19 protein-coding genes are annotated in these 26,226 nt (G+C 60.3%); 17 read left to right on the forward strand and 2 right to left on the reverse strand.

Annotation, left to right across the window (positions count from 1 at the left end):
• The first annotated feature begins 131 nt into the window (after positions 1–131).
• Positions 132–1,247 carry a cell division protein ZapE gene (zapE, locus tag ABD720_RS03535; protein WP_344762314.1) on the forward strand — a complete coding sequence of 372 codons (1,116 nt, stop codon included), beginning with the start codon at positions 132–134 and terminating at the stop codon, positions 1,245–1,247.
• A 23-nt stretch (positions 1,248–1,270) separates the two neighbouring features.
• The gene (locus ABD720_RS03540) at positions 1,271–2,068 is read left to right on the forward strand and encodes a hypothetical protein (protein ID WP_344761844.1); all 798 of its coding nucleotides are present in this window, start codon (positions 1,271–1,273) and stop codon (positions 2,066–2,068) included.
• A 37-nt stretch (positions 2,069–2,105) separates the two neighbouring features.
• Here the strand turns inward: ABD720_RS03540 and ABD720_RS03545 are convergent, their stop codons facing one another.
• Positions 2,106–2,876 carry a PP2C family protein-serine/threonine phosphatase gene (locus ABD720_RS03545; protein WP_344761845.1) on the reverse strand — a complete coding sequence of 257 codons (771 nt, stop codon included), beginning with the start codon at positions 2,874–2,876 and terminating at the stop codon, positions 2,106–2,108.
• Between the two features lie 157 nt (positions 2,877–3,033).
• Between ABD720_RS03545 and ABD720_RS03550 the strand changes: the two genes are divergently transcribed.
• The 10 genes from ABD720_RS03550 to pelG all read left to right on the forward strand — a co-directional run bounded on the left by ABD720_RS03550 (position 3,034) and on the right by pelG (position 19,623).
• On the forward strand, positions 3,034–3,240 hold the full coding sequence (locus ABD720_RS03550) for a YdcH family protein (RefSeq protein WP_344761846.1): 207 nt from the start codon (positions 3,034–3,036) through the stop codon (positions 3,238–3,240).
• Between the two features lie 34 nt (positions 3,241–3,274).
• Positions 3,275–5,305: a DNA repair helicase YoaA gene (gene yoaA, locus ABD720_RS03555; RefSeq protein ID WP_486303572.1), complete on the forward strand. Its 2,031-nt coding sequence runs from the start codon at positions 3,275–3,277 to the stop codon at positions 5,303–5,305.
• 147 nt (positions 5,306–5,452) lie between these two features.
• Positions 5,453–6,373 carry a flagellar brake protein gene (locus ABD720_RS03560; RefSeq protein WP_344761847.1) on the forward strand — a complete coding sequence of 307 codons (921 nt, stop codon included), beginning with the start codon at positions 5,453–5,455 and terminating at the stop codon, positions 6,371–6,373.
• A gap of 380 nt (positions 6,374–6,753) precedes the next feature.
• A complete protein-coding gene (locus ABD720_RS03565; RefSeq protein ID WP_344761848.1) occupies positions 6,754–9,597 on the forward strand; it encodes a bifunctional glycoside hydrolase/polysaccharide deacetylase family protein in 2,844 nt (947 codons plus the stop codon).
• Positions 9,594–13,616 (forward strand): tetratricopeptide repeat protein, encoded by a 4,023-nt coding sequence (locus ABD720_RS03570; protein WP_344761849.1) that lies wholly within the window; start codon positions 9,594–9,596, stop codon positions 13,614–13,616. Before ABD720_RS03565 ends, ABD720_RS03570 begins: the two co-directional genes overlap by 4 nt.
• Before the next feature lie 8 nt (positions 13,617–13,624).
• The gene (locus tag ABD720_RS03575) at positions 13,625–14,170 is read left to right on the forward strand and encodes a penicillin-binding protein activator LpoB (protein ID WP_344761850.1); all 546 of its coding nucleotides are present in this window, start codon (positions 13,625–13,627) and stop codon (positions 14,168–14,170) included.
• A 14-nt stretch (positions 14,171–14,184) separates the two neighbouring features.
• Positions 14,185–15,582 carry a PelD GGDEF domain-containing protein gene (locus ABD720_RS03580; RefSeq protein WP_344761851.1) on the forward strand — a complete coding sequence of 466 codons (1,398 nt, stop codon included), beginning with the start codon at positions 14,185–14,187 and terminating at the stop codon, positions 15,580–15,582.
• Positions 15,572–16,636: a hypothetical protein gene (locus ABD720_RS03585; protein ID WP_344761852.1), complete on the forward strand. Its 1,065-nt coding sequence runs from the start codon at positions 15,572–15,574 to the stop codon at positions 16,634–16,636. Before ABD720_RS03580 ends, ABD720_RS03585 begins: the two co-directional genes overlap by 11 nt.
• 44 nt (positions 16,637–16,680) lie before the next feature.
• Positions 16,681–18,246 (forward strand): GT4 family glycosyltransferase PelF, encoded by a 1,566-nt coding sequence (gene pelF, locus ABD720_RS03590; RefSeq protein WP_344762316.1) that lies wholly within the window; start codon positions 16,681–16,683, stop codon positions 18,244–18,246.
• Positions 18,247–18,252: 6 nt separating this feature from the next.
• Positions 18,253–19,623, forward strand: a complete 1,371-nt coding sequence (gene pelG, locus ABD720_RS03595) for an exopolysaccharide Pel transporter PelG (protein ID WP_344761853.1) — start codon at positions 18,253–18,255, stop codon at positions 19,621–19,623.
• Between the two features lie 326 nt (positions 19,624–19,949).
• On the opposite strand, the gene ABD720_RS03600 is transcribed toward pelG, so the two are convergent.
• A complete protein-coding gene (locus tag ABD720_RS03600) occupies positions 19,950–20,105 on the reverse strand; it encodes a hypothetical protein (RefSeq protein WP_344761854.1) in 156 nt (51 codons plus the stop codon).
• A gap of 537 nt (positions 20,106–20,642) precedes the next feature.
• Here ABD720_RS03600 and flgG point away from each other — a divergent pair.
• The 5 genes from flgG to flgK all read left to right on the forward strand — a co-directional run bounded on the left by flgG (position 20,643) and on the right by flgK (position 26,223).
• Positions 20,643–21,425 carry a flagellar basal-body rod protein FlgG gene (flgG, locus tag ABD720_RS03605; protein WP_344761855.1) on the forward strand — a complete coding sequence of 261 codons (783 nt, stop codon included), beginning with the start codon at positions 20,643–20,645 and terminating at the stop codon, positions 21,423–21,425.
• A 49-nt stretch (positions 21,426–21,474) separates the two neighbouring features.
• Complete coding sequence (locus ABD720_RS03610; protein ID WP_344761856.1) at positions 21,475–22,146, forward strand: flagellar basal body L-ring protein FlgH; 672 nt, start codon at positions 21,475–21,477, stop codon at positions 22,144–22,146.
• A gap of 7 nt (positions 22,147–22,153) precedes the next feature.
• On the forward strand, positions 22,154–23,287 hold the full coding sequence (locus tag ABD720_RS03615) for a flagellar basal body P-ring protein FlgI (RefSeq protein ID WP_425547904.1): 1,134 nt from the start codon (positions 22,154–22,156) through the stop codon (positions 23,285–23,287).
• Between the two features lie 11 nt (positions 23,288–23,298).
• On the forward strand, positions 23,299–24,204 hold the full coding sequence (gene flgJ / locus ABD720_RS03620; RefSeq protein ID WP_344761857.1) for a flagellar assembly peptidoglycan hydrolase FlgJ: 906 nt from the start codon (positions 23,299–23,301) through the stop codon (positions 24,202–24,204).
• A gap of 99 nt (positions 24,205–24,303) precedes the next feature.
• Complete coding sequence (gene flgK, locus ABD720_RS03625; RefSeq protein WP_344761858.1) at positions 24,304–26,223, forward strand: flagellar hook-associated protein FlgK; 1,920 nt, start codon at positions 24,304–24,306, stop codon at positions 26,221–26,223.
• The last annotated feature ends 3 nt before the right edge of the window (positions 26,224–26,226 follow it).

Here is a 26,226-nt window from a genome sequence, read left to right on the forward strand (position 1 = left end):
CAGGCAGCGTGTCACCGTTTCATCCCGTTCGCGCATCAGGGTACACTGCGCGACGCTGGCGCAAAATGCGCCGTCGATGACCCGGTTTGTGTCATTCAAGAGTGAAAGAAATGCGAGTGGATGTGAAGCAAATGAACGTGATGGAATTTTATGAGCACGCGCTATCGCAGCGCGGATTCAACGCCGACCCGGCACAACGCATCGCTGTCGAAAGGCTGCAGCGTGCCTACGACGAATGGGTGGCGTTCCGTGCACAGCGTTCGAGCAGTTTCAAGCGACTCATCAACCGTCCGGACGTGCCGCGTGGCGTGTACATGTGGGGTGGGGTGGGGCGTGGCAAGTCGTTCCTGATGGATAGTTTTTATTCGGTGGTGCCGGTCGTGCGCAAGACCCGCGTGCATTTTCATGAATTCATGCGCGATGTGCATCGCCAGCTCGATGCTCTGAAAAGTGTTGCCGACCCGCTCGATGTGGTGGCGCGCCAGATCGCCAAGAAATATCGCCTGATCTGTTTCGACGAGTTTCATGTCTCTGATATCGCCGATGCGATGATTCTCCATAACCTGTTCAAGGCCCTGTTTGCCAATGGCGTGTCATTCATCATTACGTCGAATTACGCACCCGATACGCTGTATCCGGACGGGCTGCATCGCGACCGCATGTTGCCGACCATTGCGCTGCTGAAGCTGCATCTGGATGTCATGAACGTCGACGCCGGCAACGATTATCGCAAGCGCGCGCTGGAACAGGTCGAGGCCTACCACACGCCATTGAATGCCGACGCCGACCGCGCCTTGCGGCATGCCTATTCCGGGGTTGCCGATACCGCCGACGAGGACCCGCGGGTGCGTATCGAAGCGCGTGAAATCCGTGCGCTGCGGCGTGCCGGCGGCGTGATCTGGTTTGACTTTGCCACGCTGTGCGGTGGTCCGCGTTCGCAAAATGATTATCTGGAAATCGCCAGCCGTTTTCATACCGTGGTGCTGTCCGGCATTCCGGAGATGTCGGCCTCGATGTCATCCGAGGCGCGGCGGTTCACCTGGCTCATTGATGTTTTTTATGACCACAAGGTCAAGTTGCTGATGTCGGCTGCCGTCGCGCCGGACGTGTTGTACACGCAGGGCACGCTGGCCAATGAATTTCATCGCACCGTCTCGCGCATCATTGAAATGCAATCGCGCGAGTACATGGAAGCGCCGCGCCGCAGTGCTGTTGGCGTTGCTGGAAATGCTGGAGTTACCGCCTGAACGGGCGGGAGAGGGAATTGATGATGCATAGTCCGGAACTGATTCGCCCCGCGCGTTCGCGTGGCCTGGTGCTCCTGTTGGTGCTGACTGCAGCGGGGGTGTTCAGTGGTTGTGCGCTGCTCGCGCCGCCTGTCGCGACGGCGAATACGCCGCTCGGCAAGAGCGCTCTGGCGCAAGCCTGGCCGTCCGGTTCGATCGTCACCGTCGTGCTGGCAGAACAGGCGCTGCAAGCGTCGACCGCGCAGCGTGCCGCGATCGAACAGGCCTACCTGCAGGATCAGACGAATTGCTTCGACAAGTTTTTCATGACCGCCTGCAATGACAAGGGCAAGGAGCGTCGCCGCATCGCGCTGGCCGACGTACGGGCGATCGAGGTCGAGGCGAATTACGTCAAGCGGCGCGACCGTGCCGACGAGCGCGACAAGGCGCTGGCCGCACGCGATGCCGAAGATCAGGCCGCCGCGCCACAACGCCTGCTGGACATCCAGGCACGCGAAAAAGCGGCCGCCATCAAGGCTGCCGAGCGTGCCGGCAATGCCGACAAGGAACAGGCGTCGCAGCAGCGTCAGGTCGGGATCGATCCGCAACTGCGTCAGCGTGAATACGATGCAAAAGCCGCGCAGCAGCAGGCCACGGATGCTGCCCGTCAGGCGCAACGCGCCACCAATACCGCTGACTTTCAAAAGAAGGCGGCCAATGCGGCAGAACGTCAAAAACAGGTGGCCGACAACAAGGCAAAGAAACTGGCGGAACGTGCGGCCCGGGATGTCGCCGACAAAAAAGCTGCCGAGCAGGCCGCCGCAGCCGCCGCCACCAAATAGTTTTAGCAGGGTGCGCGCGGGTTGTGAACGAACCGATTCAGCCTGCTGGCGTCACGAGTTTTACCAGCGCCAGCGTGCAATTGTCGCCACGGCTCCCGACAGCGCGGGCGCGCGCCGTGTTGATCAGCAACTCGGCTATCTGGCGTGGTCCGCTGCCCGCCAGTGCGACCGCCTCGGCCAGTTCCTGGTCGCTGAAATAGTGCCAAAGCCCATCGGAACACAACAGGAAGGCATCGCCTGCAGACAGGCCGTCAAAGCGCCCCAACGTCACGAAGGGTTGTGCGCTTGGACTACCCAGTACATTGACCAGCACATGTGCCAGGCGATGGTTGATGGCGTGCCCGGCGTCCAGCCTGCCTTGCGCCACCATGCGTTCAATCAGCGAATGATCTCTAGTCCGCTCTGCCAGCGCCGGCCCCCGAAAACGGTACAGGCGCGAGTCCCCCACGTGGGCCCAGTGCGCCGTACCCGTCGGCGTGAGTATCAGTGCCACCATCGTGCTGTGCGGTTCTTTTTCGGTGCTCAGTCCACTGAGCTGGATGATGGTGTGGGCCTCGCGCACAAGATTGCGCAACATCACTTCAATGTCGCCGCTCACCGGAGAGAATTTGTCGAACAGTTCTCTGGCGGTACGAATGACCTGTTCGGCGGCAATTGCCCCGCCGCTACTGCCACCCATGCCATCGGCCAGTACGGCCAGCATGAATCCGGAAGCGTTTGGTGCCGCCATCAGCGCAACCCGATCCTGTTGTTCCGGACGGTCGCCGATATGCTGTCCGCTTCCTGCTTCGATCTTGTATTGGCTCATGGACCGGGGTGGATTAAACTGCATGGAGTTGAAAATTATTATTGCACGGAAGAACTTAAAATTACGCGATGGCGCGACTCTCCGTTGCAAAATCAGCACCCACGATAAAAGCGCCACGACCCAATCACCATGTCCGAATCACGATGACCGAATCAGAATGAATACACAGCCGTCGAACGAGGTGCGCCGTCGCATCATTGAACTGGAAGTCGAGCATCGGGATCTCGATGCCGTGATCGATACGCTGATCCGCGATGTCAGGCACGAAGAACTCCAGTTGCGCCGCCTGAAAAAGCGCAAATTGCAATTGAAGGATCACATCACGCTGCTCAAAATGCAGTTGATCCCCGACATACCGGCCTGATGCCCGCACTGTGTCTCCTGCCTCTTCTTTACCGATCGTTACCTTGACCGAAGCTCCTCCCGACGACTCCGTGCCGGCCACTGCCGGCATCCACGATGCCGATGTTGATCGCCTGTTTGGCGATGGTGGCGCACTCAGCCAGGCCGTGCGTGGCTTTCGCTCGCGCACCGCGCAAACCGAAATGGCCAAGGCCATCGCCAATGCGATTGCGGGCCAGCACACCTTGATCGCCGAAGCTGGCACCGGTACCGGCAAGACGTTCGCGTACCTGGTGCCTGCCTTGCTGTGGGGTGGCAAGGTGATTGTCTCGACCGGTACCAAGAACTTGCAGGACCAGCTGTATTCGCGTGATATCCCGACCGTGCGCAAGGCGCTCAATGCGCCGGTCTCGGTGGCATTGCTCAAGGGCCGCTCCAACTACGTCTGCCATTTTCATCTGGAGCGCACGCTGCAGAATGGCCGCATGACCTCGCGTGACGATGTCGGCAATCTGCGTGAAATTTCGCGCTTCATGAAGACCACGATGACCGGCGACAAGGCCGAGTTGTCGCGCGTGCCCGAGAACGCGCTGATCTGGAATCTGGTGACCTCGACCCGCGACACCTGCATGGGCGCCGAATGCCAGTATTACCAGGATTGCTTCGTGATGAAGGCGCGTAAGGAAGCGCAGCAAGCCGACATCGTGGTGGTCAATCACCACCTGTTCTTTGCCGATGTCGCGCTCAAGGAAACCGGCATGGCCGAGCTGCTGCCATCGGCCAATACGATCATTTTCGATGAAGCCCATCAGCTGCCAGAAACCGCCACGCTGTTTTTCGGCGACACGATTTCGACCTCGCAAATCCTGGAGCTGTGTCGGGATGTGCTGGCCGAAGGCCTGTCGCATGCGCGCGATGGCGCCGACTGGGCCCGTGTGGTAGCACCTGTCGAACGCGCCGCGCGCGATCTGCGACTGGCGTTTCCGCAGGATGTCGTGCGTCTGGCGGTCAACCAGATCGCGCCGTCGAGTGCATTTTTTCCGGCGCTGGTGACCTTGCAGACCGAGTTGCAGGGCATGGTCGACGTGCTGGCCAAACAAGCCGAGCGGGCCGAGACGATCGAGCAATGTCGCGTGCGGGCAATCGAACTGGGCAACCAGCTCGACGCCTGGGATGCGGCGACCGATGCGAGCGCTGCCGTGCCCGAGGCGGGGCAGGAAAAAGTGCTGTGGGTCGAAGCCTTTTCGACCTCGCTGCAATTGCACCAGACCCCGCTGTCGATTGCACCGATTTTCAACAAGCAACGCGAAGGCACGCCACGCGCCTGGATTTTTACCTCGGCGACACTAGCGGTCAAAAACGATTTCAATCACTTCAATTCGCAGATGGGTTTGTGGGATGTGACCGCCAAGTCCTGGCCGAGTCCGTTCGATTACGAGCAGCAGGGCTTGCTGTACGTACCGCATAATTTGCCGCAGCCAAATTCGCCGGACTATACCGATGCCGTCATCGATGCCGCCTTGCCGGTCATCGAAGCCGCCGGTGGCCGGACGTTCCTGCTATGCACCACGATCCGGGCAGTCAACCGGGCGGCGGAGCGTTTGCGCGCAGAATTCGCGCAGCGCAATCTGCCGTTTCCGCTGATGGTACAGGGTGAAGCAGGGCGCACCGAATTGCTGGACCGCTTTCGTGCCGCCGGCAACGCGGTATTGATCGGCAGTCAGAGTTTCTGGGAGGGTGTCGATGTGCGCGGCGATGCGCTGTCGCTGGTGATCATCGACAAGCTGCCGTTTTCACCGCCCGATGATCCGGTGCTGGCAGCGCGTATCGGTGCGCTGGAACGCAAGGGCCTGAACGGATTCGTCCATCATCAGCTGCCGGAAGCCATCATCAATCTGAAGCAGGGAGCCGGTCGTCTGATCCGCGACGAAAGTGATCGTGGCGTGCTGATGCTGTGTGATCCGCGTCTGATTTCGAAGCCGTATGGCAAGCGGATCTGGCAGAGCATGCCGTCCTTCAAGCGCACCCGCGAACTGGATGCGGTGCTGGCTTTTTTTGCTGCCGGGTCGGCCCATCCGGCTGCGTAGCCAGTGCTGCAAACGGTGCAATTGATTTGTATAGCTTTATGGTAATGATCGTTATACTTGGTTTTTTTTTGCTGCGGCAATGTGCCAACGTGGAGGGCTGTAGCCCTGGGCAACGCGCCCGATGAATGCAAGTCTTTAGGGGATGGCATGTCCGAGTCCGTTTCACTGGTGCCTGTGCGTGTCTCCGAGATCTCCGTCGGCAAGGCTCTGCAACGCGCCATCTACGATTATCACGGCAAGCTTCTGCTGGCCTCAGGTTGCGTGATCGAAAGTGTCAGTCAGATGGCGGGTGTGCTGGAAAACGGCTACTACCATGACGCTGACTGGGACGCGCCGGCAAAAGCGCCGGCCGCCGAACAGAACATAGCCCGTCTGGTCGATGTCACGGCAGCGCCGAAGCCGGAAGCCGCGGAACGGGAAATCGCCGTCAACATGCAGGACGTGCGCTGGCACATTGGCGAAACCATGATCCTGCAGATGCAGGACAAACCTTCCGTCCGGTACACCGTCAAGCTGATTGGCTTCGTCAAAGGCAAGACGGTTTATGTCACCGCGCCGATGATGGATGGAAAGTTCGAACTGATCCGCGACGGCCAGACTTTTGTCGTCCGCGCGTTTTCCGGCAAGAAGGCCTATGCCTTCATTGCAGCAGCCGTCAAGTCGGTCCATACACCGCATCCGTATCTTCACCTTTCGTTTCCCAAGCAATTACGCTGTACGGTGGTGCGCCAGACCGCGCGCGTCTCGGTCCGGCTGATTTCGGCAATTTCCCTCGGTGTGCCTGAGCGCAATGCGGCTGGCACCATCACCGATCTGAGCATGGGTGGTGCCTCGGTAATTGCCAAAGAAGCGCTGGGCGAAAGAGGCGAGGGCGGGCGCATGAAGATGAAGGTCCACGTAGCCGATCAGGATTGTTTTCTCAATTTGCAAACGGTTCTTCGATCAATCTCGCCGGCCGACACCGGTGACGGATTTCGCCATGGCTTCGAATTCGTTGATGTCGCCATTCAGGATCGCCTGATCCTGTCAGCCTATGTCCACCAGGCGCTGGTCGAAACGGATAACTGATCTGTTGCGGCGGGCTTCCATTGGGACAGTACGAAGCGCCACTAGCCGGAACGGCTCTCTCTTAAGTAACTGAAAGTTTTTGATAATTATTACTGACTCTTTCATTTGCTTCCTGATACCGTTCGGAATTAATTGAATGTAAGAAACTACTTTCCGTAATCTAATAATTACTGCGAAGTGTCGTCAAGATTTCGATGACGATTGCCGTGGAGATTTGCGCGCCCGGGTCAGGTAATCTTTTACAAGCGTCGGTATAGAGCGACAGTTCCCGGGAGATTTTTTTGTCTGATCATTGCACCACTGATGCCATTTGTAGCGTGCAGTGGGTCGCCCCGGCGACCCTCGCCATCAGCATCGCTAATCTCCCGAATCTCCCGAGTATGCTCGTCGGCCATGGCCGCAGCATCTTCGTTGCCACGTTGTCCTTCTTGCTCTTCCTGTCCCTGTTCCTGTCGCTGCCTGCGGCCGCACAAAGCCCGAGCGTCGCGTTCTATTACGGCGCCGAGCCACCGCTGGTGGAACTGCAAGCCTTCGACATTGCCGTGGTCGAGCCAGACCACGTCACCAACCCTGCTGCCCGCGCCCGTTCCGTTGCCGACGGCACGCATACGCTCTTCGCCTACGTATCCCTTGGCGAAGTCCAGCCGTCCCGGTCGTATTACAAGCAACTGCCTGCAGGCGCACTGCGTGGCGACAATGCAGCATGGGGCAGCAAGGTCATCGACCAGGCTGCACCTGGCTGGCAACCGTTTTTTCTGGATCAGGTCATTGCGCCGCTCTGGCAGCAAGGCTGGCGCGGGTTTTTCCTGGACACGCTCGATTCCTATCAATTGTTTGCCAGGACCGATGCCGAGCGCAGCCGTCAAACCGGCGCGATGGTGGCGCTGTTACGCGAATTCAAGCGGCGGTACCCGGACGCAAAATTGATTCTCAACCGCGGCTTCGAGCTGCTGCCCGAGATCGCACCGCTGACCTATGCGGTCGCTGCCGAATCGTTGTACCAGGGTTTCGATGCGGCGCGCAATCAGTATGGTCCGGTGTCTGCGACGGACCGGGAATGGTTGCTGGCTCAGATGTCCACCGTGCGTCAGAAATATGGTTTGCCGGTCATCGCCATCGACTATGTCGATCCTGCGCTGCCTGCATCACGCGACTTGGCGCGGTCGACGGCCAGGCAGATCGCCAGCCAGGGATTCATTCCGTGGGTCGCTGATGGCGGACTCACGTCACTCGGTATCGGCAGTATCGAAGTCATGCCGCGTACCGTACTGATCCTGGTGGATAACCTTGATCTCGATTTTCATTACACCTCGGCGCAGCGGTTTCTTGGCATGCCTCTGAACTATCTCGGCTTGCGCTACGAGTTTGTCGACATGTCCACACAGGCCTTGCCCGAAGGCTTATTGCAAGGCCGCTATGCAGGCGTCGTCAGCTGGCTTAACGCCGGTGTGGATCATCCGGGGCTGGCCAGCTGGTTCAAGCGGCGCATCAGCGAGGGAGTGCGGATCGCAGTGTTCGACACGTTTGGTTTTCCGGTCGACGAGCAACAGGCGAGTGCGTTAGGTTTGCGGCGTGTCAGCCCACCACGTTCCGGCCGCATGGCGATTCGTTCGCGCGATTCGGCCATGCTGGACTTCGAGGTCACTGCGCAGCCCGACCGTAGTCTGGTCGAACCGCTGCAACTGCTGCCCCGTCATGGGCGCAGTCTGCTGACATTGCAGGATGGTGCCGGGACGACCTTCGATGCGGTGGCGCTGACAGGGTGGGGCGGATATGCCTTGAGTCCGTTCACGACACGCAATCTGTCTGCAGTTGATCAGGATCGCTGGATATTGCAACCGATTAAATTTTTGCAGGCGGCCCTGCAACTGCCGGACATGCCGATGCCAGACGTCACCACGGAAGGCGGTCGTCGCATGCTGATGGCCCACATTGATGCGGACGGTTTTCCGTCGCGTGCAGAACTGCCCGGTACGCCGTTCGCTGCCGATGTGCTGCAAAAACAGATTCTTGAACGCTATCGCCTGCCGACCGCAATGTCGGTGATCGAGGCCGAGATCAGTGCGCAAGGAGTGCGGCCCGAGCAGTCTCCGCAGCTTGAAGCGATCGCAAGACGGATTTTTGCATTGCCGTATGTGGAGGGCGCCAGCCATTCCTACTCGCACCCTTTTTCCTGGGCTCGGGCGATGGGCGTGGTCAGCAACCGTGATGAAGCCACCAATACTGACAAATCATACGGATTGCCGCTGCCGGGATATCGCTTCGACCTGCGCCGCGAGGTGCAGGGATCGATGGATTACATCAACACGCGTCTGATGCCAGCGAACAAAAAAGCATCGCTGTTTCTATGGACCGGCAATTGTGTGCCGCTGGCGAGCGCGATTGCCGAAACGGTCAATGATGGTTTCCTGAACATGAATGGCGGTGACACCAGCATCACCCAAAGCAATAATTCCTGGACCGCGATCGCCGCGCAAGGCGTGCGCAAGTCCGGCTGGTATCAGGTATTCGCACCGAACCAGAATGAAAATGTCTACACCAACAACTGGACCGGGCCGTTCTATGGTTTCGAACGGGTCATCGAAACCTACAAGCTGACCGGCGCACCGTATAGATTCAAGCCGGTCGATATCTACTATCACGCGTATTCGGCCAGCAAGCCTGCTTCGCTGGCGGCACTGCACAAGGTGTACGGATGGGCAATGGCACAACCTTTTACACGGGTATTTCCGTCGCAGTACGCACGCAAGGTACTGGATTTCGAAGCCACCAGCATTGCGCGCGAGCTCGCGTCGGGCGACCTGATCGTGCGTACCGGCAGTAATTTGCGGACCTTGCGTTTGCCGCCTGGCGCGGTCGCTCCGTCATTGCGCGACAGCACTGGCGTCGCCGGTATTGCGCCCGGACCATCCGGCGATTACCTGACGCTGGCAGCCTCTCAGGTACGCCTGTCAGCGAAATCCGATCAGGGCGGCGTACGGATTCAGGACATCAATGGCAGCATCAGCAGCTTCATCCGCAGTCGCGACGCCAGCGGCGAGCAGTTGCAGTTCACGGCCACGGCCAATGAACGCATCGTGTTGACGCTGGCGCAGTCCGCTGCCTGCCGCGTCAGCGCCGACCGCAAACCTGTTACTCCCGAGCGCGGCACACAGCGTTACGTCCTGGGTGGCGACGACTCGTTGCCACAGAGTACTGCTGTGGTTGTGCGGTGCGCGGCATGATGCGCAAACCGCCCATCCCCGGCGTCCGCGCGCCCAACCAGCGCCACACGGCCTGGTACTCGATCGATACCGGCTACCAGCGCATGGGACTGTTTTCGCCGTGGACGATCGCCGGTTTCGGCCTGGCAGTGGCCATCGGCTTGCTACTGGTGTACCCGTACAGCACGCTGGAGCAGCGGCTCACTGCCAGTGGCAGCGACAGCAAACCGGATCGGCTGACGGTCGAATACCTGAAGGTATTTCTCAAAGCCGAGCCGAATGCTCTGGCACTGCGTGCCGCGCTGGTGGAACAACTGATCCGGCTAGGCTCCTTCCGCGAAGCGCGCGAAGCGATGCTTGGCCTGAAGCGCGCCACCAACCCGGCGGTCCGGCTCGATGCCGAATGGCAGGAGCTGGGCATGCTGGAAGGCGAGGCCTACGCTGCGCCCGAAGGTTCATTGCAACGCAAGAATGGTGTGCGGCTGCTGCATGCCCAATTGACGGTGTTGCTTGACCTGCCGCAAGACCCGCAGCATTTGCTGGTGCTGGCGCGCAAGGCGCTGGCGGCTGGCGACGTCCAGATTGCTGCGCGGGCCTTCCAGAAAATTGCCGCGCTGCCCGAAATCCTCGCGCCCGACATTTACGCCGAAGCGGCCCGCGCATCGCTGGGTCTGGGCAATTACCGGACTGCTGCCGATCTGTACTTTCGTGCGATGGTCTACACGCCGTTGATCAACCAGCGCCGCGCGTATTTTTTGGCCGGCATGCAAACCCTGCAGGCGACGGGTAACCCTGGCCTGCTCGTAGCAGAAGCCGACCTGCGTGTTGGCATGCTGATCAACGATACCGAGACGCTGCTGTTCCTGGCGCGCATGGCGCAATCGGCCAATCGCCTGGATGCTGCCGAACGCTACGCCAAACTGCTTCTGAAACTGTCGCTGCTGGAACGCTGGCAGCACTATGAACTGCAACAGCACGGTATCGCGCTGGTGGCCTGGCAAAGTCCGGCAGACTTCTATGCCGGACTGAATCGCGCCCCTACCGGGCCGGTGCGGATACTGCGCGTGGCCGGCGCTGCTGCAAAGGAAGCCGCGCCGGGACTGGCCTTCAACGAAGAGGCGTACTCCCTCAGCTACAGTATTTTCCTGTCGAACCGCAATCTGGCCGATGCCCGTCGCGTCGCCGAATCGGCCGTGCAGCAGCGTCCCGATGACGCGCTCTGGCGCAAGCGGTTGGCGCAGGTCAGCGAGTGGGATACCGCGCCCGCTGCTGCCTTGCCGCAGTGGCTGGCCTACGCCCGGCTGACCGGCGATGAAGCTGCCTGGGACACGGTGCTGCGGCTGGGCATCGGCTTGTCCGATCTCGATGCCCAGCTCACCGCCACCGAACACAAGGTCGCCATCGATCCTGCCAATCTGGCCATGCTCGAACGACTGCTGCAGCTGTATGAAAGCGCCGGCCAGCCGGAGCGGGCGATGACGCTATTGCGCACCCGCCTGGCACAGCCGGCCTCGTCCAGAGCGACGCGCCAGCGTGAACTGAATTTGCTGGCGAGGCTGGCCGAGCGTACCGGCCGTGACGATGAGGCGCTGGCCACGCTGCAGCGCCTGCAGACCGAATTCGGTACGGATAGCCGCGTCGCGCTGCGTATTGCCAACATGCTGTACCAGCGCAACCAGACCGCGGCGGCATTTGCTGCACTTGAACGTGCCGCGCCGACTGCGCCGGTCACCGATGCCGCTTTCTGGCGCGCTTATGCCGAGGTGGCGAAGCTGCTGCAAAACGATGCCGTGGCAGAAATCGGTTACCGCAATTTGCTGGCTGGCGATGTGCAGACCGACGATGACCTGACCAACCTGATCGCGCTGCTGGAAACCACCCGTCCACTGGCCGCCGCACGTCTTGCCGAGTTTGCCTTTGCCACCAAAGGCAATCCGCGTACCGCCCTGCAGGCGCTGAACCTGCGCGCGCGGATAGGCGACTGGAGCGCTGCCCGCGCGCTGCTGGCCCGGCTCACGCCGGATCAGCGCAGAGTGCTGGAACAGGACAGCAATTTCCTGTCATTGCGCGCGACCATCGCACAATCCAGCAACGATCTGCCGGGCGCGGCGCGTGACCTGCGCGCGGCGCTGGCCTTGCGCCCCGACGATATGGAATTGCGTGCCGGGCTGGTCTGGGTCCTGATCGCCACCCGCGACATCGCACCACTGAAAAAAGCGCTGGCACTGTGGGCCGGCGATGCTGAAAAAAACAGTGCGCTATGGGACCCGTACGCGGCTGCCTACATGACGATCAATCGTCAGGATCTGGCGTTGCACTGGTTCCGCAAAGGCGGCTTCAAGGCCGACGATTATCTGTGGCTGATGAGCTACGCCGAAGCGCTGGATGCCAATTCGCAGAAGGATCTGGCCTGGCGCATCCGGCGTCGCGCCTGGCTGGATTTGCGCGATCCGGCGGTGCTGCGCAAAGCCAATCCCGAGCAGCTCGGCGCGCTACGCGACCGGCTGGCGGCAGTCGCACCGTTGTTCATGAGTGGCGATGGTTCCGAACGCGTCATGCAGGCTTTACTGCGCGCCGATGTACGTACCCTGATCGCTGACGCACCCGCGCTGCCGACACCACGGTCCGGCAAGGAATTGCTGGCGCAGCTCGATGTGGCCGGCGAACGTCCGTTGCCGCTGCTGGAACAGGCAGACAAACAGCGCGCCGCCCAGCGCGAGCCGGATCCGATGACGGCATTGCTGTCACCCGCCCAGGGAGCCAGCCGTCCGCATGATGATGCGCGCCTGTCGGCCACGGCACGCGAACTGGCGCTGGCCTATGCACTCAATCGCAACGCCAATGATCTGGCAGCAGCCTGGTTTGCCAGTCGATTCGCCGGTCAGTTGTCGAAGCCGCTATGGGGCGAGTTGTCGCTGGTGCTGGCATCGGATGATCGAACGCAATTGAACCGCCTGCTCGATGACTTGCCTGACTGGCTGCCGATGTATGACCGCATCGAAGCGGCGCAACGGGCTGGCCGTCCGGCACTGGCGCAGACGCTGGCGTTCGACCAGCTCGCCTTGTTGCCGCAGGACGAAGACCTGCACTTGCGCCTGACCACGATGACCACCGCGCAACCAGCCAACCTGTCATTTGACGTCACGCAAATGACGGTCTCGCCGTTGTCGGCGCGCGAGACGCAACTGCAGACCAGTGTCGATCTGACCCCCGGCCTGAAGCTGACGGTGGGATTGACCGAGCGCCAGTACGGCAGCCTCGATGACGCCGCGCTGGTGAATTTGCCCGGTACTGACCGGCAGCTGGAACTAAGCCTGCGCAAGCAACTCGACGACGGCTTTGTCTCGGCCACCGTACAGCAGCGGCAGGGTGCCGGAACCAACACCGGCTTGCGTCTGGAGTACAGCTTGTCGCTGACTCCGGCCATCAGCGTGGCAGGGCAGTTCGGCGTGCGACAGTTGGCAACCGAATCGGCACTGTTGCGGGTCGCGGCCATGCGCGATGGTGTCGAATCAACGGTTACCTACGCCATCAGTCGCGCCGAATATATCCGGCTTGGCCTGGCCTGGCACCGCTATGCCTCGCAGGCCGGTACCGTGCTTGGCAGCGGCGGCAACTGGAGCGCCGAAGCCGGCAGTCACTTGCGGCTGGAGTATCCCAATCTGACGGTACGGCTGTTTGCGTCCGGTTCCAGTTATCGCGATCGCGGACAGGTTGATGCGCTGTTCGCCAGCATCCTGCCGCCTGGCACCGATCCGACCACGATCCGGGCGTTGCCGGTCAACGAACGCATCGTCGGCATCAGCCTCGGCCTGGGCACGGTCATTGAAAATCGCTACAGCCGCGCATGGAGGCCGTTCGCCGAAATCGGCGCGACCCGCAGCGATGTGGCCGGTGGTGGATACAACCTGCGCGCCGGGATTGCCGGCAGCGTACTTGGACAGGACCTGATGACGCTGCGCGGATTGCGTGTCAGCGGTAGCGCGGCATCGCCGCAAGGCAGTCAGGAAGTCGGACTCGATTACAAATGGTTTTTTTAGAGGGCACTATGAAACAACAATCCCGTCGCATGTTCCGTTCACTCGTGCTGGTTGCCCTGGTCGGCTTCCTCGGTGCCTGTTCCACCCTGCATGTCGGTACTGCGCCGACACTCGAACCGGGCGCCCGCTGGGCCATCCTGCCGTTCGTGAACCAGACTGAAACGCCGCAAGCCGGCCTGCGTGCAGAATCGATCGCCGAAAGCCTGTTACGGGTCGATGGCATCAGCAAGCTGCAGCGCTATCCGACTGCCTTGAATACCGAAACCCTGTTCGAACCGATGGACCGCAAGCAGTTCGATGCGGCACTGGCCTGGGCCCGCAGCGAAAAAATCCGCTACGCGCTGGCCGGTAGCGTCGACGAATGGCGCTACAAGGTCGGCATCGATGGCGAGCCGGCTGCCGGCGTGACGCTGCAAGTGATCGACGTGCAAAGCGGCGACGTGCTGTGGGCCGCCGCGGGTGGCAGTACCGGCTGGAGCCGCGAATCGTTGTCGGGCGTGGCCCAGAAACTGGTCGCCAAGCTGTTGCGCCCGGTACTGGCTGCAGCACGCTAAGCTGGTCCGGCCAGATGAACGTGTCTTTGCGTGACCTGACCCGGCGGATGCTGCCATCGGTCAGCCCGGGTGCCGCGCCGGCGCTGGCCTGGATCATGGCGGCGCTGGAAGCCATTGTGCTTTGCGCGCTGGCATTGGGCCTGAGTTGCTGGATCGCCCCGGCCGACCCGCTGGGCCTGCGCGAAACCTTTCCATGGATCTGGATCGTGCCGGCACTGCTGGCGATGCGCTACGGAACCGCCATCGGCGTGCTGGCGGTGCTTGCACTGATCGGCTTCTGGCTGCTGCAGCCGCTGCTGGCCGGGGTGGGGATTTCTGTTCCTGCCGAGTTTCCGAAGGCGTTTTTTCTGGGTGGTCTGGTACTGACGCTGATCTGTGCCCAGTTTTGCGATATCTGGACTGCGCGCACGCGCCGATTGCGGGCGGTGAATGCCTACCTTGACGAGCGTTTGACCACGCTGACCAAAAACCATTTTCTGTTGCGCCTGTCGCATGAACGGCTGGAGCAGGATTTGCTGGCCAAACCGCTGACCTTGCGGGAAACGCTGGCACGCCTGCGCGTCCTGACTGCGCAGACCGGCGACATCGTGGACGATCGCGGTGTTTTGCCCGGGCTACCCGGCGCGCGCGAATTTATCCAGTTGCTGGGTCAAAGCTGCCAGCTGGAGATTGCTGCGGTTCATGCGGCCACCGGTCGCGACCAGTTTGCAGCGATCCCGTCTGCCTTTCTGGGGACCCCGACCGAACTGGATCAGAACGATCCGCTGGTGCGCTATTGCCTGTCCGAGGGTCGCCTGGCGCATGTGCAGACGACCGACATTTCGGCGGCCGAGCGCAGTGCCAGCCGTTATCTGATCTGTGCGCCACTGATGCCGTCCAATGCCGAATCGGTCGGCCTGCTGGTGGTGGAAAAGCTGCCTTTTTTTGCCCTCAACGATGATGCCCTGCAACTGCTGTCAGTACTGATCGGTTACTACGCGGATGGCGTGCAGCTGGGCCATCTGGTGGGCGATTTCGTTACAGCGGTACCGGGCTGTCCGGCCGACCTGGCACTGGACATGCTGCGCCTGCACCGGATTCGCGTTGAAGCCGGTATCGAGTCTTCGCTGGTGGCGCTGGTGTTTGCCAACGATGAGGCTTCACTGGACCACTTTGCCCAGGTCAAGCGGCTCAAGCGCGGTGTCGACCTGTCCTGGGAAATCACCGGGGCCACCCATTCGGCATTGATCACCTTGCTGCCACTGGCAGCTGAAGCAGCCGTGGATGGTTACCTGCTACGGATCGAGGCGGCGCTGATGCAACAGTCCGGCAGTAATTTTGTGGCCAGTCAGATCGTCACGCATACGGCGCGCCTGGGGCACGCCGAACCGACAGACACGCTGTTTGGCCTGGTGCGGCGCTGTGCTTTATAAACTTATTTTTTTCGCACTGTCGTTCGAGCTGAGCTCGATCGGCCTGCTGTTCATTGACAGCCATAGCATTGCGCTGATCGGCAGCTATCTGCTGTTGCACGCGATCGGTTGCGCGTTGCTCTCGCTTGCACTCTCCTTGCTGTTGCCGGCCCGATACCAGCACCCGCGTAGTTGGGTGCTGGTGTATCTGTTTGCGTTCAATTTTTTCATGCCACTCATTGGTCTGGTCTGTGTCACCGCCGGTCTGTTGCTGGGCTTCTGGTTGCCACGGACCTTCCGGAAAAACCCTTTTGATACCACCGAAGAATTGCGCTTTACGACTCACCGCAATCACGAAGGTACCGGCTTTCGCGGTGGCCAGGTGCGCGCCCAGCTCGGCAACAGCGAGACGCCGCTCGACCAGCGTCTCAAGGCGCTGGCGGCGGTGCAGGATACGCCGGCGCGGGCCACTGGCAGCCTGTTACGTACGCTGCTGGCGGACCCGGCGGATGACATGCGCTTGCTGGCCTACGGCATCCTCGACAGCAAGGAAAAGCAGATCACCCAGCGCATTCTGGAACGCCGTCATCTGCTCGACAAGTCGGATGATCCCAAAGAGCAATTCCGGCTCAACAAGCTTATCGCCGAGTTGTACTGGGAATTAATTTATCAGGATCTGGTGCAAGGCGACATGCGCAGTTTCTCGGCAGGGCAGGTGCGCAAATACGCGTATCGTGCGCTGGAACTCAATACCGGCGATGCGGGTTTGTGGTTTCTGCTGACCCGGCTGGAGCTGTTCAGCGGCCAGGTCGAAGCCGCTGCGCAGGCACTCATGCAGGCACAAAAAGGGCAATTTGCCCAGGAACGGTTGTTGCCGTATTTTGCCGAGCTGCGCTTTTTGCAGCGACGCTTTGACGAAGTGCGGGCGCTGTTCGACGAACTTGCCGACCAGCCCGGTGTGCCTGCGCTGGCACAAAGCCGGCGTTACTGGCGTCCGGAACTGATAGGCGGTGCCCCGGTAATGCCGTTGGCTTATCGGCCACTTCAGCCACAGCAGAAAGAGAATCCCGCGTGAGTACCGACACCCGAAGCCATCGCACGGCCACCGATTGCGACGTGATGTTGCTGCTTGAAGGTACCTTTCCGTATGTCAGCGGGGGTGTCTCCAGCTGGGTCAACCAGATCATTCGCGGGTTTCCGCATATCCGCTTCGGCATCTGTTTTATCGGCAGCCGGCGCGAGGATTATGGGGATGCGAAATATGCCTTGCCGGACAACGTCGTGCATCTCGAAGCGCACTATCTGCACGAGCGCCACGAGGCGCCGTTGGTGATGCCGCAGCGCGGGGATGCCACCGCCTTTGCGCAGATGGATGCACTGCATCAGCAACTGCGTGTACCGCATCGCGCCGGCACCGAACCGGGCCGGATTTCGGCGTCGCTGCAAGAATTGTCGCCGTTGCTGCAGGATGGCGCGGCGCTGGATGAAGCGGCCTTCCTGTACAGCGAGTCGTCCTGGCAGTACATCGCCGAAAGTTATCGCTCGCACTGCACCGACCCGTCGTTTGTCGATTACTTCTGGACCGTGCGGATCATGCATGCGCCGATCTGGACGTTGGCGCGGATCGGCAAGAACCTGATTCCGGCCCGTGCCTATCACAGCATTTCGACCGGTTATGCCGGCCTGCTGGGTGCGCTGCTCAAGCAGCAAACCGGCCGCCCGCTCATCTTGTCCGAGCACGGCATCTATACCAAGGAACGCAAGATCGACCTGTTCCAGAGCGAATGGATCCACGACAACCGTGGCGTGTTCGAAAAAGACGCATCGCAGTTGTCGTACTTCCGTGACCTGTGGATACGGTTTTTCGAAGCGCTCGGCCGGATCTGCTACGAGGCGTCCAACCAGATCGTTGCGTTGTACGACACCAACCGGCTGCGCCAGATCAACGATGGTGCAGCACCGGAGCGCACCCGCAATATTCCGAATGGCATCGACCTGCCGCGCTTTGCCGCACTGCGTGCACTGCGGCCCGCCACGCCGCCACCGGTGCTGTGTCTGATCGGGCGCGTGGTGCCGATCAAGGATGTCAAGACCTTCATCCGCGCCATGCGCAGCGTGGTCACGCTGATGCCCGCTGCGCAGGGCTGGATCGCCGGTCCCGACGACGAAGATCCGGAATATGCCGAAGAATGCCGCAGCATCGCCGAGGGGCTGGATTTACAGGACAACATCCGCTTCCTCGGTTACCAGAAGGTCGATGCTCTGTTGCCGCAGATCGGACTGGTGGTGCTCTCCAGTATCAGCGAAGCCTTGCCGCTGGTATTGCTGGAAGGCTTTGCCGCGGGCGTGCCGGCGGTGGCCACCGATGTGGGTTCGTGCCGGCAGTTAATCCACGGACTCGGTGCGGAAGACCAGGCGCTCGGCGTTGCCGGCGCCATCGTCGGTATCGCGGAACCGCAGGCGCTGGCACGGGCCGCGGTGGACCTGCTGGGCGACACCGTGCGCTGGCATGCGGCGCAAGCTGCCGGCATCACACGGGTCGAGCGTTACTACACGCAGGACATGATGTTCGACGCTTACGCATCGCTGTATGACAACGCGCTGCAGCAGTCGGGTCAGACGCCGGCCCCGACGACAGCGGCGGTGTGCCCGGTCCGCGCACCTTCACATCAACCAGGTAACTGAGTAGCCATGGCCGGTATCGGATTCGAACTTCGCAAGATCCTCAAACGTGACAACCTGCTCTCGCTGATGCAGGCGTATTCCTACGCCGCCGTGATCAGTTCGGGACCATGGGTATTGTCGATCGTCGGCATCCTGATCATCGGTGTGATGAGCTACGCCATCGTCCTGCCCAATCTGCTGATCGTGCAGTTCCAGGTCAGCATTACCTACGTGATTGCCGGATCGCTGATTTTTACGGGACCGTTCCAGCTCGCTTTCACCCGCTTCACTGCCGACCGGCTGTTCGAAAAGAGCAACGACGTGATCCTGACGAACTTCCATGGCGTCACGCTGGCCCTGACGGTAGTCGGTGGACTGATCGGACTGCTGTGCATTGTCTTCCTGTTCCCGGACCAAAGCGTGATGTACCGGCTGTTGTTGCTGGCGGCCTTTGTCATCATGTCCAACATCTGGATTGCGACGATTTTTTTGTCCGGCATGAAGCAGTACAAGGAAATCGTCTGGCTCTACCTGTTCGGTTATTCGGTGACGGTGGCTGCTGCACTGATCATGCGTCCTTTCGGACTGGAAGGCTTGATGGCCGGCTTCGTGATCGGCCAGGCGCTGCTGTTGATGGGCATGACGATCCTGATTCTGCGCAACTACCCGGCGCAACGCTTCATCTCGTTCGAGTTCTTTGAACGCAAGAAGCTGTATCCGTCGCTGCTGGCGATCGGGCTGCTGTACAACCTCGGGATCTGGATCGACAAGTTCGTATTCTGGTTTAACGCTGACACCAGCCAGGCCATCATCGGGCCGCTGCGCGCATCCGTGATTTATGACCTGCCGGTGTTTCTTGCCTACCTGTCGATTATTCCGGGGATGGCGATTTTCCTGTTGCGCATGGAAACCGATTTTGTCGAGTACTACGACAAGTTCTATCAGGCAGTGCGTTCTGGCGGATCGCTGGAAAGCATCGAAGAAGCCCGTAACGGCATGGTCGAAACCATCCGCCTCGGCATCTTCGAAATCATCAAGATCCAAACCATCGCGGCCTTGCTCCTGATCGTGGTCGGTGATGTCACGCTGAAATGGCTGGGAATATCCACGCTGTACTTGCCGTTGCTGTACATCGACGTGATTGCTGCCGGATTGCAGGTGGTGTTGCTGGGTGTGCTGAATGTGTTTTTCTATCTGGATAAACGGCGCATCGTGCTCGGGCTGTGTATCGGCTTCGTGGTGCTGAACCTGTTGTTCACGCTGGTATCGGTGTGGCTGGGGCCGGCGTTTTACGGGTATGGATTTGCGGTGGCGTTGCTGATTGTGGTGATGGCGGGATTTGTGATGTTGTCGCGGACGCTTGGGGTGCTGGAGTATGAGACCTTCATGCTGCAGTAGGGGGCTGTGTCGCTCAGCATGCGTCAGGTTGCCAACGCGGTGCGGTTGTTGGTAATTGAAACGGCATGTTCTCCGTCATGACCAAGCCGGGGGCGGCCCGGCAGCCGGTCACTTCTTTTTGCTTCGCCAAAAAGCAGTAACCAAGAAAAAGGCGACCGCAAGACCGCTGCCCTGCGGGTTCCCAAAAACCGGGTACGGCAAGAGGGAAGCCCGCAAACTCGCTGCGCTCAGACAGTGCGGGCTTCTTATCCTCTTGCCGTACCCGGTTTTTGGCAGCGATCTTTTTACGCGGAATTCAAGGTCAAAACCAAGCCCAGCCTTGGAGATTAGTTGATGGTCAGGCTCGCTTTGCGCGAGAAAACTTCCTCGTCGGGATCGACATCGAGTTCAAAACTAACGTCAAAACCAACGTCAAAACCAATTTCAAATTCAGTATCAAAACCAACGCCAAACTCAAAATCTACAAGGCTTTTACAAGTCATCTTTCTCGCGCAAAGCGAGCCTGACCATCAATCAATCTTCAAGGCTGGGCTTGGTCTTGACCTTGAATTCCGCATAAAAGGCCGCTGCCAAATACCGTGTCCGGGCAGGGGACAAGAGGGCCGCACTGTCTGAGCGCAGCGAGTTTGCGGCCCTCCCCCTGACCGGGCGCGGTATTTGGGAACCCGCAGGGCAGCGGTCTTGCGGTCGCCTTTTTCTTGGTTACTGCTTTTTGGCGAAGCAAAAAGAAGTGACCGGCTGCCGGGCCGCCCCCGGCTTGGTCGCGACGGAGCAGCAACCGTTTTAGCTACAGTTGATGCTCCGTCGCGACCCGAACCGAACCGAACCGACCCGACCCGACCCGACCGCCCAGTCGCCGCAACCGCCCCACACAACCCGCCAAACTCCGATTAGCACCCCAAAACCTCCTTACTTCCAAGCATCAAATCCCCAACCCCTCCCGCACAATACCGTCACACACCGCATTCCGCCAAGACGGCACGCGGTCCTCGCACCACCCACCTCCGTGGAGATAAAAAATGATTCGTTCACTGTGGATTTCCAAGACCGGTCTCGATGCGCAACAGACGCAGATGGACGTCATTTCCAATAACCTCGCCAACGTCAGTACCAGTGGCTTCAAGCGTTCGCGTGCGGTGTTCGAGGACTTGCTGTACCAGACCTTGCGTCAGCCCGGTGCGCAATCGTCGCAGCAAACCCAGTTGCCGTCGGGGCTGCAGTTGGGTACCGGCGTTCGGCCAGTGGCGACCGAGCGGATTTTTACGCAGGGGAATTTGCAGCAGACCAGCAATGACAAGGATGTCGCGATTCAGGGCCAGGGGTTTTTCCAGGTGTTGCTGCCGGATGGCACTACCGCGTACACCCGCGATGGTTCGTTCCAGATCGATAGCCAGGGCCAGATGGTGACTTCCAGCGGCTTTGTGATTCAGCCGGCGGTGACCGTGCCTGCCGGTGCGCAGTCGTTGACGGTGGGACGTGACGGGACGATTTCGATCACCTTGCAAGGCACTGCGGCCGCCACCCAGATCGGCGCATTGCAGCTGGCGACGTTCATCAATCCGGCCGGGCTGGAAAGCAAGGGCGAGAACCTGTATGTCGAAACCGGCGCGTCCGGCACTGCCAATACCAACACGCCGGGGACCAACGGTGCCGGCATCCTGTCGCAAGGCTATGTCGAAACCTCGAACGTGAGTGTGGTCGAAGAGCTGGTCAACATGATCCAGACCCAGCGTGCCTACGAAATCAACAGCAAGGCGATTTCGACGTCAGACCAGATGCTGGCCAAGCTCTCGCAACTTTAAAATTCATCGTTAAATCGCAACTTCAAGACCGTCCTGACAGGTGATGTCCATGAATTTCCCATTTCGTTTATCGTTCATCGTGCTGCTGGCCGCGATCGCTTCCGGTTGCGCCGTCGTGCCGACCTCGATCGTGCAGCAGCCCACCACGTCACGCACGCCGCGTCCGGTTCCGGTTGCCGCCAACAACGGCGCGATCTTTCAGACCGTGGCGTACCGACCGCTGTTCGAGGACCGTCGGGCCCGTCTGGTCGGCGATACGCTGACCATCACGATCAATGAGAAAACCACCGCCGGCAAAGCCGATGCGTCATCGGCCAGCAAGACCGGCAGTGCCAGCCTGGCCGTGCCGAAACTGTTTGGCGCGCCGGCCAGCACGACAGCCGATCTGGCCATCACTGCCAGTGGCGGCAACAAGTTCGATGCCAAAGGTGCGGCGACCTCCAACAATAATTTTAACGGCACCATCGGCGTGACCGTGGTCGAGGTCCTGTCCAACGGGTATCTGGTGGTCAGTGGCGAGAAGCAGGTGGGGCTCGATCGCGGTACCGAATTCATCCGCTTCTCTGGTGTCGTCAATCCGGACTTTATAGTCGGTGGCAACAATGTCGCGTCGACGCAGGTGGCGGATGCGCGCGTGGAATACCGTACCAATACGCACATCGATCCGGCCGAGATGATGGGCCTTCTGACACGCTTCTTCCTGAGCGTTATCCCGCTGTAAAAGGAACATGATGAGAATCCCGCCGCGCGCCGCGCTGATGGCAAAATGTTTGACCATACTAGCCACTGCTGCCTGCCTGTGCAGTACACCTGCCGCCCATGCCGAGCGCCTGAAAGACCTGGCCAGCATCCAGGGCGTGCGACAGAACCAGTTGCTCGGATACGGACTGGTGGTCGGACTCGATGGCAGCGGCGACCAGACCACGCAGACGCCGTTCACGGTGCAAAGCGTGATCAGCATGTTGCAAGGCATGGGCGTGAACTTGCCGGCGACGACCACGCTGCAACTGAAGAATGTGGCGGCGGTGATGGTGACGACCTCGTTGCCGGCCTTTGCCCAGCCGGGCCAGACGCTCGACATCACTGTGTCATCGATGGGAAATGCCAAGAGCCTGCGCGGCGGTACGCTGCTGATGACGCCGCTCAAAGGTGCCGATGGCCAGATTTATGCGATGGGGCAGGGCAGTCTGGTGGTCGGTGGGGTCGGCGCTGCGGCGCCCGGTGCCAAGGCGCAAATCAATCACCTCAGCGTGGGCCGGATTTCTGGTGGCGCGACAGTGGAACGTGCGGTAGCCAACAGCCTCCAGCAAGGCAATGCGATTTTCCTGGAATTGAAAGAGTCCGATTTTTCGACCGCCAGCCTGGTGGTGGATGCGGTCAACAAGCGCTTCGGCCCCGCCACTGCGGCGGCCCAGGATGGTCGCGTGATCAAGGTCAACGCGCCAGTGGGTACCGACGAGCGGGTGGCGTTCCTCGGTGCGCTGGAAAGCCTGTCACTCAAACCGGCACAGGGCAGCGCGAAGATTATCCTCAACGCCCGTACCGGATCGATCGTGATGAATCAGGCCGTGACACTGGAGTCCTGCGCGGTGGCCCACGGTAATCTGTCGGTGGTGGTCAGCACCGACAGCAATGTCAGCCAGCCGGGCCCGTTGTCGGGCGGGCAGACGGTAGTCACGCAGGCGTCAAAAATCGATATCGTCAAAGACCCGGGCCAGTTGCTGCTCCTGAAGGCGGGTGCGTCGCTGGCCGAGGTGGTCAAGGCACTCAATGCAATCGGCGCGACGCCGCAGGACTTGCTGGCTATCCTGCAGGCGATGAAAGCGTCCGGCGCATTGCGCGCCGAACTTGAAATCATTTGATCGGAGTCACCGTGGCCATCAATCAGACCAGCCTGTCCGACCAGCTCGCATTCGATGCAAAAGAGGTCGGCAAATTGCAGCAGGCCGCCAAGCAGAATTCACCGGAAGCGATCAAGGCCTCGGCCAAGCAATTCGAGGCGCTGTTCATGAACATGATCATGAAGAGCATGCGCGACGCGACGCCGCAAGATGGCTTGATGGACAATTCGGAAACCAAAACCTACACGGCGATGCTGGATCAGAAAGTCAGCGAAAATCTGGCCAAGCGCGGGATCGGTCTGGCCGATGTGCTGTTTCGGCAATTGTCGGTGACGACGGCCACGCCAGCCACCGGTCCGTTCGGCGAATCGACGCTGGACCCGACCATGAAAAAGCCGGCCACGCCCCTGAAGAATTCATTCGAGTCCGGCATCCCGGCAATGACGGTTCCGGCGCGTCAGTCGTTCCCGGCGCAGGCGCCGCATGTGAAAGCCTTCCAGGACAAGTTGGGCGCGCAGGCCGAAGAAGCCAGTCGCGCGACCGGCATCCCGGCCAAGTTCATGCTCGGCCAGGCTGCACTGGAAACCGGCTGGGGCAAGAAGGAAATCATCGCCAATGACGGCTCGACCAGCCACAACCTGTTTGGTATCAAGGCCAGCGCCAACTGGAAAGGCCGCGTGGTCGAGGCCAGGACCACCGAATATGTGAATGGCGTACCGCACAGCCGGATCGAAAAATTCCGCGCTTATGATTCGTATGCGGATGCCTTCAAGGATTACGGCAGCATGATCACGAATAACCCGCGCTACCGCAATGTGATGGCCAACGCGACCGACGCGACCGGCTTTGCGCAAGGCCTGCAGCGCGCCGGCTATGCAACCGATCCGAACTACGCGGCCAAGCTGGCCAGTATCATCAAGCATTCTTTTGTCGGATAGCGCATGGCCGACGGCAACGTTAGCGGCTGCCAACACACCCGGTCCTCAAGTTTTCGGCTGCGTTGCCGCTAACTGAGATGTCACCGGAAGGAAAAAATCATGGGCAATATTCTCAGTGTCGGACAAAGCGGGTTACTGGCAGCGCAACTAGGCGTGACCACGACCGGCCATAACATCGCCAATGCCGCCACGCCCGGCTACAGCCGGCAAATCGTCGTGCAAACCTCGGCGGGTGGCCAGAGCAGCGGTAACGGGTTTGTTGGCCAGGGCACGAATGTGACGGCGATTCAGCGCGTCTACGATAGCTATACGGCGAATCGCGTAAATGCCTCGCAGACCGGCAAAGCCGGATTTGACGCGTATGCAAGCCAGATTTCCCAGATTAATAACCTGTTGGCGGATTCCACGACCGGATTGTCGCCGGTGCTCGGCGATTTTTTTAATAACGTGCAGAATCTGTCGGCCAATCCGGGCAGCTCGGTGCAGCGGCAGACGCTGCTGTCATCGGCGGACAGTCTGGTGGCGCGTTTTCAGAGCCTTGATGGCGAGTTGAGCCGGATTTCAGAAGGTGTCAACCAGCAGGTGATCGGTACGGTCTCGACCATCAACGGGTACGCCAAACAAATCGCCACGCTTAACGACGCGATCGAGAAGGCCACGTCGGCCGCCGAGGGTGCGCCGCCGAATGATTTGCTCGACCAGCGCGATCTGATCGTCTCGGAACTGAGCAAACAGGTCAAAGTCTCTGTCGATAATCAGCCCGGCAGCGGCTACAACGTCAGCTTTGGCAGTGGCCAGCCGCTCGTCATCGGTACAGCCACGTATGCGCTGCAAGTGGTGACTTCGACGACTGATCAGACCAAATTGGAAGTGGGATATCAAAGCGGTGGCGTGGTGTTGCGCCTTCCCGATTCCGCAATTTCCGGCGGCACGCTGGGCGGTCTGCTGGACTTTCGCTCGACCACGCTGGACCCGGCACGTAACGAACTGGGGCGGGTGGCAGTCGGACTGGCAACGGCCTTCAACGACCAGTCAAAACTCGGTGTCGACAAGAACGGCCAGCCAGGCAAGGACTTTTTCAAGATTCCCGGGCCACAGGTTTCTCCCAGCAACACGAATACCGGTAATGACGTCATCAGCGCGACAATTTCCAATGCCAGCAGTCTGACCACGAGTGATTACAGCATCGGCTTCGATGGCACCAATTACAACATCACTCGTCTGGCGGACAAGAAGGTCGTGTCCACGGGTGCGTTCCCTACGGCAGCGATCGACGGCATCACGTTCAGCAAGACGGCAGGCAGCCCACCGGTTGCGCTGATTGCGGGCGACAGTTTTCTGGTGCAGCCGACGTTGAATGGTGCGTCGGGCATCAAGGTGGCGCTGACGAATAATTCCGAGATTGCCGCTGCCGCGCCGATCGTGACGGGCGCCCCGGCAGCCAATGGCGGCAATGGGACGATCAGTGCCGGTACGGTCGACAAGAGCTATCTGGCCACGCCGCTGGCCAGTTCGGTGACGCTGACTTACGACAGCGTGACCAAATTGTTCACGACCTCAAGCAGTGCTCCGGGGTTTGTCAGCAGCACGATAGCCTACACATCAGGCAGCAATATCGTGCTCGGCGGGGCGACGTTCCAGATTGCCGGTGCGCCTGCTACCGGTGATAAATTCACCATCGGCCCGAATACCACCGGTACCGGCGACGGTCGCAATGCCGTCGCCCTCGGTGCATTGCAAACTGCCCGCACACTCGATAACGGAACCACATCTTTCTCGGGCGCCTTCGGTCAATTGGTCAATACGATCGGTAACAAGACCCGCGAAGTCACTGCCAATGCCGCAGCCGAAGGGACGTTGCTCGCGAACGCCAAGGCGATCCAGCAGTCGCAATCGGGTGTCAATCTGGATGAAGAAGCCTCCAATCTCTTGCGCTATCAGCAGGCCTACCAGGCCGCCGGCAAGATCATGCAAACGGCCAGCACGCTGTTTGATGTGTTACTCAGCCTCGGCCGATAGGGA

It is taken from the genome of Actimicrobium antarcticum (assembly GCF_039536745.1).
In the GTDB taxonomy this organism is placed as follows: domain Bacteria; phylum Pseudomonadota; class Gammaproteobacteria; order Burkholderiales; family Burkholderiaceae_D; genus Actimicrobium; species Actimicrobium antarcticum.